Annotated in this window: 16 protein-coding genes; 9 read left to right on the forward strand and 7 right to left on the reverse strand. The window is 63.4% G+C overall.

What is annotated here, in order from left to right:
* Nucleotides 1-64 precede the first annotated feature (64 nt).
* The 5 genes from AC1MGT_RS01930 to AC1MGT_RS01950 all read left to right on the forward strand — a co-directional run bounded on the left by AC1MGT_RS01930 (nucleotide 65) and on the right by AC1MGT_RS01950 (nucleotide 4,160).
* Complete coding sequence (locus AC1MGT_RS01930; RefSeq protein WP_499502772.1) at nucleotides 65-1,366, forward strand: dicarboxylate/amino acid:cation symporter; 1,302 nt, start codon at nucleotides 65-67, stop codon at nucleotides 1,364-1,366.
* Nucleotides 1,367-1,509: 143 nt separating this feature from the next.
* On the forward strand, nucleotides 1,510-2,013 hold the full coding sequence (locus tag AC1MGT_RS01935; protein WP_499502773.1) for a GAF domain-containing protein: 504 nt from the start codon (nucleotides 1,510-1,512) through the stop codon (nucleotides 2,011-2,013).
* Entirely contained in the window at nucleotides 2,006-2,416 is a 411-nt protein-coding gene (locus AC1MGT_RS01940) for a DNA-binding transcriptional response regulator (protein ID WP_332533718.1), read from the forward strand. The genes AC1MGT_RS01935 and AC1MGT_RS01940 overlap by 8 nt, the downstream gene beginning before the upstream one ends.
* An 89-nt stretch (nucleotides 2,417-2,505) precedes the next feature.
* Nucleotides 2,506-2,892, forward strand: coding sequence for a BlaI/MecI/CopY family transcriptional regulator (locus AC1MGT_RS01945; RefSeq protein ID WP_332533719.1), 387 nt, complete (start codon nucleotides 2,506-2,508; stop codon nucleotides 2,890-2,892).
* A complete protein-coding gene (locus AC1MGT_RS01950) occupies nucleotides 2,889-4,160 on the forward strand; it encodes a M56 family metallopeptidase (protein WP_499502774.1) in 1,272 nt (423 codons plus the stop codon). Before AC1MGT_RS01945 ends, AC1MGT_RS01950 begins: the two co-directional genes overlap by 4 nt.
* Nucleotides 4,161-4,293: 133 nt before the next feature.
* Here the strand turns inward: AC1MGT_RS01950 and AC1MGT_RS01955 are convergent, their stop codons facing one another.
* The gene (locus tag AC1MGT_RS01955) at nucleotides 4,294-4,953 is read right to left on the reverse strand and encodes a 3-oxoacid CoA-transferase subunit B (protein WP_499502775.1); all 660 of its coding nucleotides are present in this window, start codon (nucleotides 4,951-4,953) and stop codon (nucleotides 4,294-4,296) included.
* Between the two features lie 34 nt (nucleotides 4,954-4,987).
* Entirely contained in the window at nucleotides 4,988-5,692 is a 705-nt protein-coding gene (locus AC1MGT_RS01960; RefSeq protein ID WP_499502776.1) for a CoA transferase subunit A, read from the reverse strand.
* A gap of 129 nt (nucleotides 5,693-5,821) precedes the next feature.
* Between AC1MGT_RS01960 and AC1MGT_RS01965 the strand changes: the two genes are divergently transcribed.
* On the forward strand, nucleotides 5,822-6,379 hold the full coding sequence (locus AC1MGT_RS01965; protein ID WP_499502777.1) for a LuxR C-terminal-related transcriptional regulator: 558 nt from the start codon (nucleotides 5,822-5,824) through the stop codon (nucleotides 6,377-6,379).
* Between the two features lie 32 nt (nucleotides 6,380-6,411).
* Here the strand turns inward: AC1MGT_RS01965 and AC1MGT_RS01970 are convergent, their stop codons facing one another.
* From AC1MGT_RS01970 to AC1MGT_RS01980, 3 genes are read right to left on the reverse strand one after another with little or no spacing between them, the layout of a single operon-like run.
* On the reverse strand, nucleotides 6,412-7,947 hold the full coding sequence (locus AC1MGT_RS01970) for an HAL/PAL/TAL family ammonia-lyase (protein WP_499502778.1): 1,536 nt from the start codon (nucleotides 7,945-7,947) through the stop codon (nucleotides 6,412-6,414).
* The gene (locus AC1MGT_RS01975) at nucleotides 7,944-8,375 is read right to left on the reverse strand and encodes an acyl-CoA thioesterase (protein WP_499502779.1); all 432 of its coding nucleotides are present in this window, start codon (nucleotides 8,373-8,375) and stop codon (nucleotides 7,944-7,946) included. The genes AC1MGT_RS01970 and AC1MGT_RS01975 overlap by 4 nt, the downstream gene beginning before the upstream one ends.
* Before the next feature lie 16 nt (nucleotides 8,376-8,391).
* On the reverse strand, nucleotides 8,392-9,168 hold the full coding sequence (locus tag AC1MGT_RS01980; protein ID WP_183553104.1) for an SDR family oxidoreductase: 777 nt from the start codon (nucleotides 9,166-9,168) through the stop codon (nucleotides 8,392-8,394).
* A 182-nt stretch (nucleotides 9,169-9,350) separates the two neighbouring features.
* On the opposite strand from AC1MGT_RS01980, the gene AC1MGT_RS01985 reads away from it, so the two are divergent.
* A complete protein-coding gene (locus AC1MGT_RS01985) occupies nucleotides 9,351-11,027 on the forward strand; it encodes an electron transfer flavoprotein-ubiquinone oxidoreductase (protein WP_499502780.1) in 1,677 nt (558 codons plus the stop codon).
* 131 nt (nucleotides 11,028-11,158) lie between these two features.
* Nucleotides 11,159-11,512: a hypothetical protein gene (locus AC1MGT_RS01990; RefSeq protein WP_499502781.1), complete on the forward strand. Its 354-nt coding sequence runs from the start codon at nucleotides 11,159-11,161 to the stop codon at nucleotides 11,510-11,512.
* A 60-nt stretch (nucleotides 11,513-11,572) separates the two neighbouring features.
* Here the strand turns inward: AC1MGT_RS01990 and AC1MGT_RS01995 are convergent, their stop codons facing one another.
* Together AC1MGT_RS01995 and AC1MGT_RS02000 are read right to left on the reverse strand one after the other, a co-directional pair.
* Nucleotides 11,573-12,412: a transporter substrate-binding domain-containing protein gene (locus tag AC1MGT_RS01995; RefSeq protein WP_499502782.1), complete on the reverse strand. Its 840-nt coding sequence runs from the start codon at nucleotides 12,410-12,412 to the stop codon at nucleotides 11,573-11,575.
* Between the two features lie 60 nt (nucleotides 12,413-12,472).
* On the reverse strand, nucleotides 12,473-13,582 hold the full coding sequence (locus AC1MGT_RS02000; protein WP_499502783.1) for a Gfo/Idh/MocA family protein: 1,110 nt from the start codon (nucleotides 13,580-13,582) through the stop codon (nucleotides 12,473-12,475).
* A 126-nt stretch (nucleotides 13,583-13,708) separates the two neighbouring features.
* Here AC1MGT_RS02000 and AC1MGT_RS02005 point away from each other — a divergent pair, with 126 nt between their 5' ends.
* On the forward strand, nucleotides 13,709-14,680 hold the full coding sequence (locus AC1MGT_RS02005) for an SMP-30/gluconolactonase/LRE family protein (protein WP_499502784.1): 972 nt from the start codon (nucleotides 13,709-13,711) through the stop codon (nucleotides 14,678-14,680).
* Nucleotides 14,681-14,684: the final 4 nt, after the last annotated feature.

Genomic DNA, 14,684 nt, shown 5'->3' on the forward strand with positions numbered 1-14,684 from the left:
CAATAGCCCGCACCGTCTGAATGCGCCACCATGGCATCACTACCAACCTCGTTGAAGAGTTGCCATGAAGAAGCCGTTTTATAAAATCCTGTACGTCCAGGTGTTGTTCGCCATTGTTCTTGGCGTGTTGCTGGGCGTATTTTACCCAGAGGTAGGTACCGCGATGAAGCCTTTGGGAGACGGCTTCATCAAACTGATCAAGATGATCATCGCCCCCGTCATCTTCTGTACCGTCGTTGCCGGTATCGCCGGCATGCAGGACATGAAGAAGATCGGCCGCGTCGGCGGCAAGGCACTGCTGTACTTCGAAGTCGTGTCGACCTTCGCCCTGGCCATCGGCCTGGTCGTGGCCAACGTCGCCAAGCCGGGCGCTGGCTTTAACGTCGATCCGGCCACGCTTGATTCGAGCTCGATTGCGCAATACACGACCAATGCGCATGCCCAGACCACGACCGAGTTCATCATGCACATCATCCCGACCACGTTCGTGGATGCATTTGCTACGGGTAACATCCTGCAAGTACTGCTGGTCGCGATCCTGTTCGGTTTCGCGCTGTCGATGATGGGCGAACGCGGCCGTCCGGTGACCAAGCTCATCGATGACGTCTCGCACGTCATCTTCGGCATCGTCAACATCATCATGAAGGTCGCTCCGCTGGGCGCGTTCGGCGCGATGGCGTTCACGATCGGCAAGTACGGCATCGCGTCGCTGCTGCCGCTTGCCAAGCTGATGGGCTCGTTCTACCTGACCTGCGCCCTGTTCATCTTCATCGTGCTGGGCGCAATCGCCCGCTTCACCGGCTTCTCGATCTTCAAGTTCATCCGCTACATCAAGGAAGAACTGCTGATCGTCCTGGGTACGTCGTCGTCGGAAAGCGCGCTGCCAAGCCTGATGCGCAAGCTGGAAAACCTGGGCTGCGCCAAGCCGGTCGTCGGCCTGGTCGTGCCAACCGGTTACTCGTTCAACCTGGACGGCACCAATATCTACATGACGATGGCGGCCCTGTTCGTGGCGCAAGCAACCAACACCGACCTGACGCTGACCCAGGAACTGACCATCCTGCTGGTGGCGATGCTGACCTCGAAAGGCGCATCGGGCATCACCGGCGCCGGCTTCATCACGCTGGCCGCGACGCTGGCCGTGGTGCCGACGATTCCGGTGGCCGGCATGGCGCTGATCCTGGGCATCGACCGCTTCATGAGCGAAGCGCGCGCGCTGACCAACTTCATCGGCAACGGTGTCGCCACGGTCGTCGTGTCGAAATGGGAAAACGAACTCGACGTCAAGCGCATGGACGATGTCCTGCATAACCGCGTGATCGTCGAAGACCAGACCACGATGAAGGCCGTGCGCGAAGCGGCGTAATCTTCTGCCCTTGCCCGTCCACGAAAGCCGCACCCTTCGGGGTGCGGCTTTTTTTTGGCGTGCCTGATCGTGCGGAGGCGGCCTGGTAGCGTCTGGTATATTGAACATCCCGACTGACGACCGGCCGCGCCGGTGCTTCCACGATGCTGATTGCCGCCACCCCCGACAAGGAAGCCGCGCGCCTGGCCGCCCTGTATGACCTGCTGATCCTCGACACGCCCGCCGAGGAGCGTTTCGACCGGATCGTGGCCTTTGCTGCCACCGAGTTCGACGTGCCGATCGTCACCATCACGCTGATCGACACGGATCGCCAATGGTTCAAGGCCCGCACCGGCACCGAACTCTGCGAAACCGGCCGCGACATCTCGCTGTGTTCGCATGCGATCCTCGAGCAGGACATCCTGGTCGTGAATGACACGCTGCTTGACCCGCGCTTTGCCGACAACCCCCTCGTTACCGGCGCGCCGCACATCCGCTTCTATGCCGGCGCGCCATTGATCCTGCCCTCTCGCCTGAGCCTGGGCACCCTGTGCCTGATCGACCGCAGGCCACGCACGCTGGACGCGATGGAACTGGGCATCCTGCGCACGCTGCGCGACCTGGCCGTACTGGAACTGCGTAATGTCGGCGAGGTGGCCGATGCCTGACGCGACCACCCACATCCTGCTGGTCGAACCGGAACCGATGCTGCGCCGTACCGTGGCGATGACGGCGCGCAGCCTGAACCTGGGCCAGGTCCATGAAGCGGCAACGAGCGCGGCCGCACTACGCTTGCTGAGCGTGCGCACCTTCCAGGGCGCGGTGATTGCAGTCGACTGCGTGGGCAGCGGCAAGGACAGCCGTTACGATCTGGGCCTGATCGACCGCCTGCGCGCCGATGCGGCCGCCAACAAACAAGGCTTGTCGATCGCGATCATGACCGAGACGGCCACGCCCGAACTCCTGAGCGACCTGCGCGAACGCCGGATCAGCCGCGTGATCCTCAAGCCGTTTCGCGCCAGGGTCGTGCTCGACACGATCGAGACGATGTGCCGCGCGCGGAAGACCTGAACCCTTCCCCGCACGGCACGCTTAAATCTTCGTAGACAACTCGATCTAGACAAGATAATCTAGCTTCATCTTGCCTACCCGAGGATGTCATGCCGCTCTCCCCTGACGCGCCCAAGCCCACGCCTGCTGAGCTCGACCTGCTACAAGTGCTGTGGCCGCTGGGCGCCGCTACCGCCAAGCAAGTGCATGAGGCGATGCTGCCGCAGCGGCCCGATGTGACGTATGCAACAGTGCTGCGGCTGATGCAGGTCATGCACGCCAAGGGCTTGCTGGGCCGCGACGAGAGCGAACGCTCGCACGTCTACAGCCCGGTCCACGCGCGCGATGCGCTGCAAGGCAATCTTCTCAACGACCTGATGCAGCGGGCCTTTGCCGGCTCGGCCAAGGCGCTCGTGCTGGCGGCGCTCAAGAGCGGCATCTCGAAGAAGGAACGGGCCGAGATCGAGCAACTGCTCAAGGACGGGGACGGCCAATGACCGCCGCCCACCTGGTCGCCAGCATTGGCTGGACACTCGTCGAATTCATCTGGCAAGGGGCGCTGATCGGCTGCGCCGTGGCGCTGGCCATGAGCCTGCTGCGCAATGCGCGCGCCGAGCACCGGTACGCCGTCGCCTGCACCGGGCTGTTGCTGTGCTTGCTCTGGCCCGCTGCCGAACTGGCGGCGCGCCTGGCTGGAACGCATGACCTGGCGACCCAGCCGATGGCAACCTTTGCCAGCGGCCTGCTGGCGGGTCCGCTCGACGAGAGCTGGCGTACCGTGTTCGAACGCAACCTGAGCTGGATCGTCGGCACGTGGGGTGTCTGCGCTGCCGTACTCGCACTGCGGATGATTGCCGGATTGCTGTGGCTGCACCGCGCTGCAGCGATCGAAGCGTCCGAACCGGTCTGGCAAGCCCGGCTCGACCGGATGGCGCAGGCGGCCGGCATTGCGCGCACGGTCAGGCTGCGCATCATCGCGGGCCTGGCCAGCCCCGTCACCTTTGGCTGGTGGAGGCCGGTGGTGCTGGTGCCGGCATCGCTCGTATCCGGCATGCCGCCCCACTTGCTCGAGGCACTACTGGTGCACGAACTGGCCCATATCCGGCGTCACGACTACCTCGTCAACCTGCTGCAGAACGTGGTCGAGGCACTGCTGTTTTATCACCCGGCAATCTGGTGGATCTCGGGACGCATCCGCGCCGAACGGGAACTGGTTGCCGACGCCATCGCAGCAAGACAACTGGGCGAACCGCGGCGCCTGGCTCTTGCGCTATCCGAACTGGAACGACGCCAGTTTTCAACCCAGCATCTGGCCCAGGCGGCCAATGGAGGCAATCTCATGCAACGCATCAAACAACTCGTTCGTCCCGACACGCAGGCATTGAACTGGAAAGCCGCGCTTCCGGTACTCGGCCTGGCCTTGGCCGCCCTGGCCGGCTGCACGAGCACGGCGCCGGTCAACCCGTTCGCCGCGATGCCCGACAACGACACGACGATACCAATGGCAAAATTCAATTCGTGTGCAAGGCCCGTGTACCCGGCCGATGCGCTGGCGGCCAAGATCGAAGGCACGGTGACACTCGCGATGCTGGTAAGGGCCGATGGCAAGGTGCGCGAAGCCGTGGTACGCAAAACCAGCGGCAATGGATCGCTCGACGAGACGGCGCGCGCGGCACTCGCCAAATGCACCTTCCAGCCGGGCACGGTGAATGGCGCACCGAAGGAACAGTGGGCCGAGGTGCAGTACGTGTGGGTCGCGAGCTGATTCGCTCTACCGCCAAGCATAACCGTAGGGTGGACGGCTGCGCCGTCCACGCGTTCAACGATTGCTGATGCGCCACGAAATCCGTGCAGGTTGAACGCGTGGGCGGCATAGCCGCCCACGCGTTCAACGACGGCTACGCGTGCTGGACGGCCGACACGTCCAGTTCGCAACCAGTCGCTGCGACAATCTCGTCCACGCTCACGCCGGGCGCCAACTCAACCAGCTTCAAGCCGGTGGGCGTTACGTCGAGCACGCCCAGATCGGTGATGATGCGATCGACCACGCCGACACCGGTCAACGGCAGATCACATTTCTTCAGCAACTTGTGGCTGGTGGAGCCATCCTTGGCGGTGGCGACATGTTCCATCACCACGACCACGCGCTTGACGCCGGCCACCAGATCCATCGCGCCGCCCATGCCCTTGACCATTTTCCCCGGGATCATCCAGTTGGCCAGGTCGCCTTCTTCCGACACCTGCATCGCGCCCAGGATCGCGAGGTTGATCTTGCCGCCGCGGATCATGCCGAACGAATCGGCCGAGCTGAAGTAGGCCGAGCCCGGCAACGCCGTCACGGTCTGCTTGCCGGCGTTGATCAGGTCGGCGTCGACCGCATCCTCCGTCGGGAACGGGCCGATGCCGAGCAGGCCGTTTTCAGACTGCAGCGAGACCTCGATATCTTTCGGTACATAGTTTGCCACGAGGGTTGGCAAGCCAATACCCAGGTTCACGTAGAAGCCGTCCTGCAGCTCCAGCGCCGCACGCGCGGCCATTTCATCACGAGTCCATGCCATGTTGTTGTCTCCGTTTCTGTCGTCGGGTTAAAGCTCAGTTGCTCGCGGTGCGCACGGTGCGCTGTTCGATACGCTTCTCGGGCGACGGGTTGTGGACGATGCGGTGCACGAAGATGCCCGGGGTGTGCACGTGGTCGGGATCGATCTCGCCGGTCTCGACCAGCTTCTCGACTTCGACGATGCAGATCTTGCCGGCCGTGGCCACGTTGGGGTTGAAGTTGCGGGCCGTCTTGCGAAACACGAGGTTGCCCGAGCGGTCGGCCATATAGGCCTTGACTAGCGACACATCGGGGAACAGCGCATGCTCCATCACGTAATGCTCGCCATTGAATTCGCGCGTTTCCTTGCCGTCGGCGACGATGGTGCCATAGCCGGTCTTGGTGAAGAAGGCCGGGATGCCGGCGCCGCCGGCGCGCAGCTTCTCGGCCAGCGTGCCTTGCGGCGTGAATTCGAGTTCGAGTTCGCCGGCTAAAAACTGGCGCGCGAACTCCTTGTTTTCGCCGACGTACGACGCGATCATTTTCTTGATCTGGCGTGTCTCGAGCAACTGGCCCAGGCCGAAACCATCGACGCCTGCGTTGTTGGAGATGGCGGTGAGTTGCTTGACACCCGAGTCGCGCAATGCCGCGATCAGGGCTTCCGGAATACCGCACAGGCCAAACCCGCCCACGGCGATGGTCTGGCCGTCCTGCACGACGCCTTCAAGTGCCGAGCGCGCGTCTGGATACACTTTATTCATACCTGTCCCTTTTATAAGTTTGAGAACCCGTCTCAGCATAGAATACCGGCAGCCCGTGCACAATACCGTAGAACTACCGCCATGCCGCGCCACCTGCACGCCAATGAACCACGCCCTGACCAACCTCACATGAACCTGCCGCACACGATTGACTACGAGATGATTTTCCAGCACGCGCCGGTGGGCATGTGCATCTCGCGCGACCGGGTGATCGAGGCCTGCAATGGCGCGCTGGCGACCATGTTCGGGTATCCGGCCGGCCATCTGACCGGCTCGTCGTTCTCGGTGCTGTATCCGACGATGGACGAATTTTTGCGCACGGGCGACCGCATCATCCCGATCATGAATGCGAAGGGGCGCTACTCGGACGAGCGCATCATGCGCCGCGCCAACGGCGAGCTGTTCTGGTGCCACGTGACGGGCCGTGCGCTGTCCCCGCTCGAGCCCCTGGGCGCGGGCGTCTGGATCTTCGAGGATGTCAGCGAGAAGCGGCCCGTGACGGCGCAACTGACGCCGCGCGAACGCGAGATCGCCGCGCTGCTGGTCGAGGGCAAGACCAGCAAAGTGATCGCGCGCGAAACCGACCTCAGTCCGCGCACGGTCGAAATGCACCGCGCGAGCCTGATGCGCAAGTTTGCGGCATCCACGTCGGTGGAACTGGTGCACAAGCTGGTGGGCGCGGGCTGACGGGCCACCAGCGCCCAAAATCACCTCCCCAGTTATTGGTACAGCTTCCAGTGCTGTTCGTGCATGCGCTCGATCAGCAGTCGCAGATCGCCATCGAGCCGCCGGTCTTCACGCACCGGCGCAATGTCCTGGCCCAGCTCCTCCAGCATCTGCGCCAGCGGTGCCGGCAACGCGCGGTCCGGCTCGAGCCGGCAGCGCAGCCACACGCCCTGACGCACCGCGATCAAGAGCGCCGCAGCCACCTGCTCGGTCAGTTCCAGCACGCGCAGGCAGTCGCGCGCGGCGATCGTGCCCATGCTGACCTTGTCCTGGTTGTGGCATTCGGTCGAGCGCGAAAAGACCGATGCCGGCATCGTCAGCTTGAGCGCCTCGGCGGTCCAGGCCGAGGCGCTGATCTGCAGTGCCTTGAGGCCGTGATTGATCGCAGCGCGCTCACCCTCCATGCCTGACAGATTGGCGGGCAGCCCGGCGTTGTAGCGTGGATCGACCAGCAGCGCCAATTGCCGGTCGAGCAGGTCGGCCAGGTTGGCGACGGCATTTTTCATGCTGTCCATTGCGAACGCGATATGGCCGCCGTAGAAGTGCCCGCCATGCAGCACGCGCTCGCCCTCGGCATCGATGACCGGATTATCGTTGGCGCTATTGAGTTCGTTCTCAATGGTGGTGCGGAAGAACGGCAACGCGTCGGCCAGCACGCCGATCACGTGCGGTGCGCAGCGGATCGAATAGCGGTCTTGCAGGCGCTTGCCATTGCGCTCCTGCTGGCCGGTATAAGCCAGATCGGCGCGCAGCCAGGCGGCCACGTCCTGCATCCCCGCATGCGGCTTGACCGAGAACAGCGTTTCGTCGAAGTGATGGGCGTTGCCATCCAGCGCGAACGAGGCCATCGCCGTGATGCGCGTGGTCAGGCGCGTCAAGTAGTCGGCGCGGTCCCAGGCCAGGCAGGCCAGGCCCGTCATGACGGCGGTGCCGTTCATGATCGCCAGGCCCTCCTTTGGCCGCAGGCGCAGCGGCGCGATGCCGGCCTCGCGCAGCGCATCGGCAGCGGGCATCTGCACGCCCCCGCGCAACACTTCGCGTTCGCCGCACAGCACGGCTGCGAGATAGGACAGCGGCGTCAGATCGCCACTGGCGCCGACCGAGCCTTCGCTGGGGATCAGTGGCAGCAGGTCGGCGTCGAACAGCCGCACGATCTGCTCGAGCAGGTCGATGCTGACGCCCGAAAAGCCTTTCGCCAGTGACGCCAGGCGCGCGGCCATCATGGCGCGCGTCTCAAACGGGCTCAGAAAACTGCCCAGGCCACAGCCATGGTAGGTGTACAGGTGATGCGGCAGTTCGGTTACGAGCGCCAGCGGTACCGGCACCGTGCACGAATCGCCGTAGCCGGTGGTCACGCCATAGATGGCGCCGTCTTCAAGCAACAGCTGGTCGAGGAAGTCGGCGCCGCGCTGAATAAAAGCGCGAAAGGCCGGGTCGGGCGAGAGCACCGGCCGCGCCGTCCCGCGCGCGATGGCGACGATGTCTTCCAGTGCGAGGCGGTTGCGGTCGATACAGACCACGGCGGTCACGCAGCAGGAAAGACGCCGCGCAGTGCAGCCGGCAACGGGGCCGACTTGCCCACCTTGAAATCGACCCACACCACCTTGGCCATCCCGTTGGCATGCAGCTCACCCGGTGCGCCGTCCGCGTCCAGCAAACGGATTTCGTGCGACACCTCGATGCTCGAGCGCCCCGGCGGAGCGACGAAGGTACGCACCTCGATCTCGCCCGGATAGGTCAGCTGCTTGAGGAAGTTCATCGACGCGTTGACGATGACGGGGCCTTCGTCGCGCGAATCGGGCAAGCCACCGACCTGCTCGAGCCAGGCAATGCGGGCTGACTCGATGTAACGGAAGTAATTGGTATTGTTGACGTGCCCCATGGCGTCCATATCGCCCCAGCGGATCGGCATGCGCATGGTGTGCACCAGCATCGGTGCGATGTTCTCACTACTCATTCTATGGTTCCTGGCGTTAGTGCGCCATCATGCCGTCGTCGGCCGTGATGATGGCGCCGTTGATGAAGTGGGCTTCTTCGGCGGCCAGCAGCAGCAGCAGGCCGTCGAGGTCTTCGGGCCGGCCGGCGCGCTTGCGCGGCAACATCTCGACAAGTTTGCGGCCCTGCTCGGTTTCGAAATAATCTTCGTTCGCGTCGGTGGCGATATAGCCGGGGCAGATGGCATTGACGTTGATGCCGTACTTGCCCCACTCCACCGCCATCGCCTTGGTCATCTGCACCACACCGGCCTTGCTCATGCAATACACGCCAATCTGCGGCAGCACGCGCAGGCCCGCCACCGAAGCGATATTGACAATGCGATGCTGCTTGCGCGGGTCGCCCTTGGCGCGCGCGATCATGCGCTTGGCGGTTTGCTGGGCCACGAAGAACGCGCCGCGCAAATTGGTGTCCATGATGTAGGTGTAGTCATCCTCGCCCACGTCGATCAGGCGCTGGGTCGAGGACACGGACGAGTTGTTGATCAGGATATCGATCGGCCCTGCCTCGGTTTCGGCATGGGCGATGGCCGCCTTGATGCTGCCGAGGTCGGTCACGTCGAGCCGCACCACGTGCGCGGCGCCGCCGTCGGCTTCGATCTCGGCGCGCAGCTCCTTGAGGCGCTCGACGCGGCGCGACGCCAGCACGACCTGTGCGCCGGCGCCGGCCAGGGCCTTGGCGAAACGGGCGCCCAGACCGCTCGATGCGCCGGTGACCATGGCGATCTTTCCTTCAAAATTGACTTCAATGCCCACGTCCGACTCCCCGATGTAAGTACGATCACGAGTTGCGAAAGCACCATGATCCCACAAATGTCTGGTATTCGATTGTCCCTTCTAATAATGCCTTTACAATGGCCGCGATATTGCAATGAACAGCGAAAACCCGCACACTCGTGCTATTTTCTGATTACCGTCATCCCTTTCCCAAAAAAACCATGACAGAGACAACGAACTTTCTCGAACAATACGGCCCGCGCGAAGCGATGGAATACGACGTCGTCGTGGTCGGCGGCGGCCCGGCCGGCCTGTCGGCGGCGATCCGCCTGAAACAGCTGGCTCTTGATAAAGGCCAGGAAGTCACGGTCTGCGTGCTGGAAAAAGGCGGCGAGCTGGGCGCCCACATCCTGTCCGGCGCGGTGATGGATCCGCGCGCGATCAATGAACTGATCCCCGACTGGAAAGAAAAAGGCGCACCGCTCAATACCGCCGTGACCGAAGACCGCGTCCTGTTTCTGAGCGAAACCAAGTCGTATGCCACGCCGGCATTCGCCATCCCGCCGGCACTGGCCAATCACGGTAACTACGTGATTTCGCTGGCCAATGTGGTGCGCTGGCTGGGCCAGCAAGCCGAGGCGCTGGGCGTGGAAATCTTCCCGGGCTTCCCGGCCGCCGAAATCCTGTACAACGAAGACGGCTCGGTCAAGGGCGTTGCGACCGGCAATATGGGGATGAAGCGCGATGGCGAGCCGGGTCCCGAATTCCAGCTTGGCATGGAGCTGCATGCCAAATACACGTTCTTCGCCGAAGGCTCGCGCGGCCATCTGGGCCGCCAGCTGATGGCCAAGTACGAACTGAACAAGGGCAAGGACCCGCAGACCTACGGCATCGGCATCAAGGAATTGTGGGAAATCGATCCGGCCAAGCACCAGCCGGGCCTGGTGATCCACACGGCCGGCTGGCCGCTGCCGAACGATACCTACGGCGGCTCGTTCCTGTACCACCTGGAAAACAACCAGGTCGCAGTCGGCTACGTGGTCGGCCTGTCGTACGAGAATCCGTACCTGTCGCCATACGAAGAATTCCAGCGCTATAAAACGCACCCGGCCATCCGCGGCTTCTTCGAAGGCGGCAAGCGCATCTCATACGGCGCGCGTTCGATTACCGCAGGCGGCCTGCAATCGCTGCCTAAAACGGTATTCCCGGGCGGTGCGCTGATCGGCTGCGATGCGGGCTTCCTGAACACCAGCCGCATCAAGGGCAGCCACGCCGCGATCAAGACCGGCATGCTGGCCGCCGAAGCGGCATTTGCCGCGCTGGGCGAAGGCCGCACGAGCGACGAGCTGACGAGCTTCCCGGCGGCGTTCGAACAATCGTGGCTGCACGAAGAGCTGCACGTGGCGCGCAACTTCAAGCCGTGGATGAGCAAGGGCCTGGTGCTGGGCACGATCATGACGGGCATCGACCAGATCGTGTTCCGTGGCAAGGCGCCCTGGACGCTGCACCACAAGCATGCCGACCATGAATGCCTGAAGCCGGCGTCGCACTTCAAGCCGATCGTCTATCCGAAGCCGGATGGCAAGCTGACCTTCGACAAGCTGTCGTCGGTGTTCATCTCGAACACCAACCACCGCGAAGACGAACCGATCCACCTTACGCTCAAAAATCCGAGCGTGCCGGTCGACGTCAACCTGGCCAAGTACGCCGGGCCCGAACAGCGTTACTGTCCGGCTGGTGTGTACGAGTACGTCAAGCGCGAAGACGGGGGCGACCGCCTGCAGATCAATGCCCAGAACTGCGTGCACTGCAAGACCTGCGATATCAAGGACCCGACGCAGAACATCGTCTGGGTGACGCCGGAAGGTGGCGGCGGGCCGAATTATCCGAATATGTGATTGCCGGGCCTTCCGCTTTTATTGCTGACTTTGTAAGAATCATCCTGCAATACCACCGCCAATCTGCTGATTGGCGGTCGACGCGAACGGCGTAGCATGGGTCGCTCCTACACCAGTGGCAGGAGGCAGCGATGGGTGATTCCACACGCAGCAATGACCAATCATCGGGGCGCTCAAACCCCGGCATGCAGCAAAACAGCAATCTGCAAGGCGGCAAGCAGGATATTGCTGGCAACAAGCAGTCCACCGGCCAGCAAGGTGGCCGCACGCAGGAGGGCAAGCAGCATGATACCGGCAGCCGGCAAGGCGCTGGTGCCCAACAGCAGAACCAGCAACATGGTGGCCAGCATGCATCAGGCGGCACCCCGGCGCTGGATGACCTGAATGCCGACCGCGCCAGCCGCGACCAGGGTTCGCCGGGCAGCGGGTCCCGGCAAATGGACCAGCAGAGCGACTGGCAAGGCAAGCAGGACAAACAACGCTGACGTGGCACTGTCCACACAAAAGCGCGGCGCCATGACTGGGCCGCGCTTTTTTTTGCGCCGTCAGGATGGCGGCATGCTGCTGGCGTCGTGACCGAACCACTTGAGCGACAACGCGCGCAGCGTGCCATCGGAGCGCGCCTCGCGCAGCGCCTTGTCGATCGCCAGTTTGAATGCCGGACGGCTCTTGCGCAAGGCGATGCCAACGGGCTCAGGAGTGCCGATGCGGGCACCGGCCTTCAGTGGAAGCTGCGTCTTGCGGATCAGGTAATGCACCAGAAGGCTGTCGTCGAGCAAGGCGTCGATACGGCCAAAGGCCAGGTCCTGCAGATTCTCGGGCGCGGCCGGATAACGCTTGATCTTGATGCCCGGGACCGCCCTGGCCTGCTGCTCGAACACGCTGTTCTGTCGCACGCCCAGTGTGCGGCCCTTGAGGTCGGCCAGCGTACGGTAAGTGGCGCGCTCGTTCTTGCGTACGATGAGCTGGGACTGCGAATAGCAATATGGCGCGGAAAAGTCGAACGCTTTCGTGCGCTGTGGCGTGATGATGACCTGACTGATGGCCACATCCACCCTGCCCGCTTGCACCGCCGGCAGGATCGCGCTCCATTCGGTCAGCACGAATTGCGGCGCGAGGCCCATGCGCGTCGCGACCGCGTGCGCCACATCGACGTCATGACCGGTCAATTGCCCGCTCGCCGGGTCGGTGAAATTGAAGGGAGGATAGGTGCCCTCGAGCGCGATGCGCAGGGTGCCCTGCGGGCCGGGCGGGTTTGCCTGGTTTGCCTGGTCTGCCAGGCCCGCCGCGCCCGCCGATGGCGTACATAGTGCGGCTGACGCCGGTAGCGCCAGCAACTGCCCCAGCAGGCGGCGCCGCCCCCCGTTTGCGATCCCTTTGGCCATCCCATTGCCTCGCGCGGTCAAAGATACGTTATAACCGAAAAGCAGCAGGATGGGACAGGGTCAGGACCGCACGACGATCCGCTTCTGTTCGCGCGCCGAGCGGTACGCGGCCTCGATGATGCGGATGTCGCGCAGGCCTTCTTCGCCAGGCACGAGCGGCTCGCGGTTCTGCATGACGCACTGCGCCATGTGGTCGAGCTGGCCAACCCACTGGTTCGCATACGGTCCGGGTGGGGGTTTGACCTCGGTCTTGTCGCTGCGTTCCTGGCCCACCCACATGCGCTGGCCGCTGTAGGCAGTGGCCGGTTCCAGTTCGATGCGGCCCTTGTCACCCATCAGCACAAACTGGTTGCGGTTTGCGCTGTACATCGACATGCACGAGCCGATCGCGCCGGAAGGAAACTCGAGCTGGAAGTCGATCATGTCTTCCACTTCACGGAAACGCGGGTCGCTGCGGTTGGTGGTTTCTTTGGCAAACACCGCTACCGGCTCTTCGCCGGTCATGTAGCGCGCCGCCTGCAGCGCATAGATACCGATGTCCATCAGCGAGCCGCCGCCCGACTGCGCCTTCTTCATGCGCCAGGTGTTCGCGTCGCCCGCGACAAAGCCATGCTCCGAGCGGAAATAGCGGATATTGCCGATCGCGCCCGCGCGTGCCAGGCGGATGGCCTCGACATTGTGCGGCTCGAAGCGCGAGCGGTAGCCGATCATCAGCTTCTTGCCGGCCTTGCGGCAGGCGGCAATCATCTGTTCGCACTCGGCTGGATTGATGGCCATCGGCTTTTCGCACATGACGTGCTTGCCGGCCTGGGCGGCGCGGATCGTGTACTCGGCGTGCATGAACACAGGCAGGCAGATATACACGATGTCGATGTCGGGATTGTCACGGATGCGGTCGAAATCGCTGTACGAATAGATGCCGCGTTCGGGCACGCCGTATTCCTGCGCCACCTTCCTTGCCTTGGCGGGGTCGCCGCTGACGAGCGCAACGAGGCGGCTGTGCTGGCAATTCTGGAACTGCGGGATGATGCGGCCCAGGCCATAGCCGCCCAGGCCCACGATGGCGTAGCCGAGCTTGCGGCCGGTGCTGGCCCAGCCCGGGTTCACTGCGCTTGCGGCAAGGACGCCACCTGCAGCCATGACCAGGCCGCGCCGTTGTAAATCGATCATGCTTGTCTCCTCCAATAAGGTTGCGGGAATGTTATCGTCTTGTGGAGAGAAGGATACAATTGATTCATTTGAAATGATAGCGGTATCACCGCCTTCATCTACCGTTCACTTTGCCAGGAGTTGCCCATGTCCGTGCCCCCCCGTCGCGCCCCACGTCGCATTCCGCTCGTCCGCCTGATGTTTGCCGCCAGCGTCGCCGCCATCCTTTCGCCAGCAGTATTGGCTGCCCTGGCCGCCAGTTGCAGCGGCAAGGCCCCGTCGGGCGAGCTGAAAGCCGAGCGCATCGCTGCGATAACGCCATCGCGGGGCGAACCGGGCTTGTATGAGGGGGCGGTATGGACGAATGGCGCGCTGTATTTTTCGGACTTCAGCTTCAGCGAAGGCTTTCCGTCACGCGTGCGCAAGTACACGCCGGGCGGTGACGTCACCACGGCGATTGAAGATGCGGGCAGCAACGGCCTGGCGGTCGACGCCAAGGGCGCGCTGGTCGCGGCCACCCACAAGTACAAGGCGCTGTCGCGCTACAACCTGGCGGACGGCAAGCGCACGGGTGTCGCTTCACAGTTCCAAGGGCAGGTCTTCAATTCACCGAACGATATCGCCATCGCGGCTGACGGCACGATCTACTTCACGGATCCGGATTACCAGAAAGCCGCAGCGCCCGGCGGCCAGCCGGTGACCGGCATCTATCGCGTGGGGACGGATGGCGCGGTGACACTGGTCGATGGCTCGCGCAAGAATCCAAACGGGATCGCCCTGTCACTCGACGGCAAGATGCTGTACGTGAATGCGAGCGATGGCGCAGTGCGCGCCTACCCGATCAAGAATGGCGTGCCGCAGGCCGGGCGCGACCTGATCAAGGGCATTGAGAACGGCGACGGCATGACGCTGGACTGCCACGGCAACCTGTACGTCACGGAACATGCGCCCAAGCGCGTGCGGGTATTTTCGCCGCAGGGCCGCGAACTGGCGACAATCCGGGTCGACGCCAATGTGACGAATGTGGCGTTCGGCGGCGCTGACGGCAAGACGCTGTACATCACCGGCGCCGGCGCCGTCTGGCAATTACCGCTGGACGGCACGGGACTGCCCTACTGAAGCG

Source organism: Telluria sp. BA11 (assembly GCF_056680305.1).

Bases quoted from the DNA above. Each gene is read 5' to 3' on its own strand.
- AC1MGT_RS01990 (WP_499502781.1), top strand. From the start codon at position 11,159: ATGGGTGATTCCACACGCAGCAATGACCAATCATCGGGGCGCTCAAAC.
- AC1MGT_RS01945 (WP_332533719.1), top strand. From the start codon at position 2,506: ATGCCGCTCTCCCCTGACGCGCCCAAGCCCACGCCTGCTGAGCTCGAC.
- AC1MGT_RS01965 (WP_499502777.1), top strand. From the start codon at position 5,822: ATGAACCTGCCGCACACGATTGACTACGAGATGATTTTCCAGCACGCG.
- AC1MGT_RS01955 (WP_499502775.1), bottom strand. From the start codon at position 4,953: ATGGCATGGACTCGTGATGAAATGGCCGCGCGTGCGGCGCTGGAGCTG.
- AC1MGT_RS02000 (WP_499502783.1), bottom strand. From the start codon at position 13,582: ATGATCGATTTACAACGGCGCGGCCTGGTCATGGCTGCAGGTGGCGTC.
- AC1MGT_RS01975 (WP_499502779.1), bottom strand. From the start codon at position 8,375: ATGAGTAGTGAGAACATCGCACCGATGCTGGTGCACACCATGCGCATG.
- AC1MGT_RS01995 (WP_499502782.1), bottom strand. From the start codon at position 12,412: ATGGCCAAAGGGATCGCAAACGGGGGGCGGCGCCGCCTGCTGGGGCAG.
- AC1MGT_RS01960 (WP_499502776.1), bottom strand. From the start codon at position 5,692: ATGAATAAAGTGTATCCAGACGCGCGCTCGGCACTTGAAGGCGTCGTG.
- AC1MGT_RS01950 (WP_499502774.1), top strand. From the start codon at position 2,889: ATGACCGCCGCCCACCTGGTCGCCAGCATTGGCTGGACACTCGTCGAA.
- AC1MGT_RS01930 (WP_499502772.1), top strand. From the start codon at position 65: ATGAAGAAGCCGTTTTATAAAATCCTGTACGTCCAGGTGTTGTTCGCC.
- AC1MGT_RS02005 (WP_499502784.1), top strand. From the start codon at position 13,709: ATGTCCGTGCCCCCCCGTCGCGCCCCACGTCGCATTCCGCTCGTCCGC.
- AC1MGT_RS01940 (WP_332533718.1), top strand. From the start codon at position 2,006: ATGCCTGACGCGACCACCCACATCCTGCTGGTCGAACCGGAACCGATG.
- AC1MGT_RS01935 (WP_499502773.1), top strand. From the start codon at position 1,510: ATGCTGATTGCCGCCACCCCCGACAAGGAAGCCGCGCGCCTGGCCGCC.
- AC1MGT_RS01985 (WP_499502780.1), top strand. From the start codon at position 9,351: ATGACAGAGACAACGAACTTTCTCGAACAATACGGCCCGCGCGAAGCG.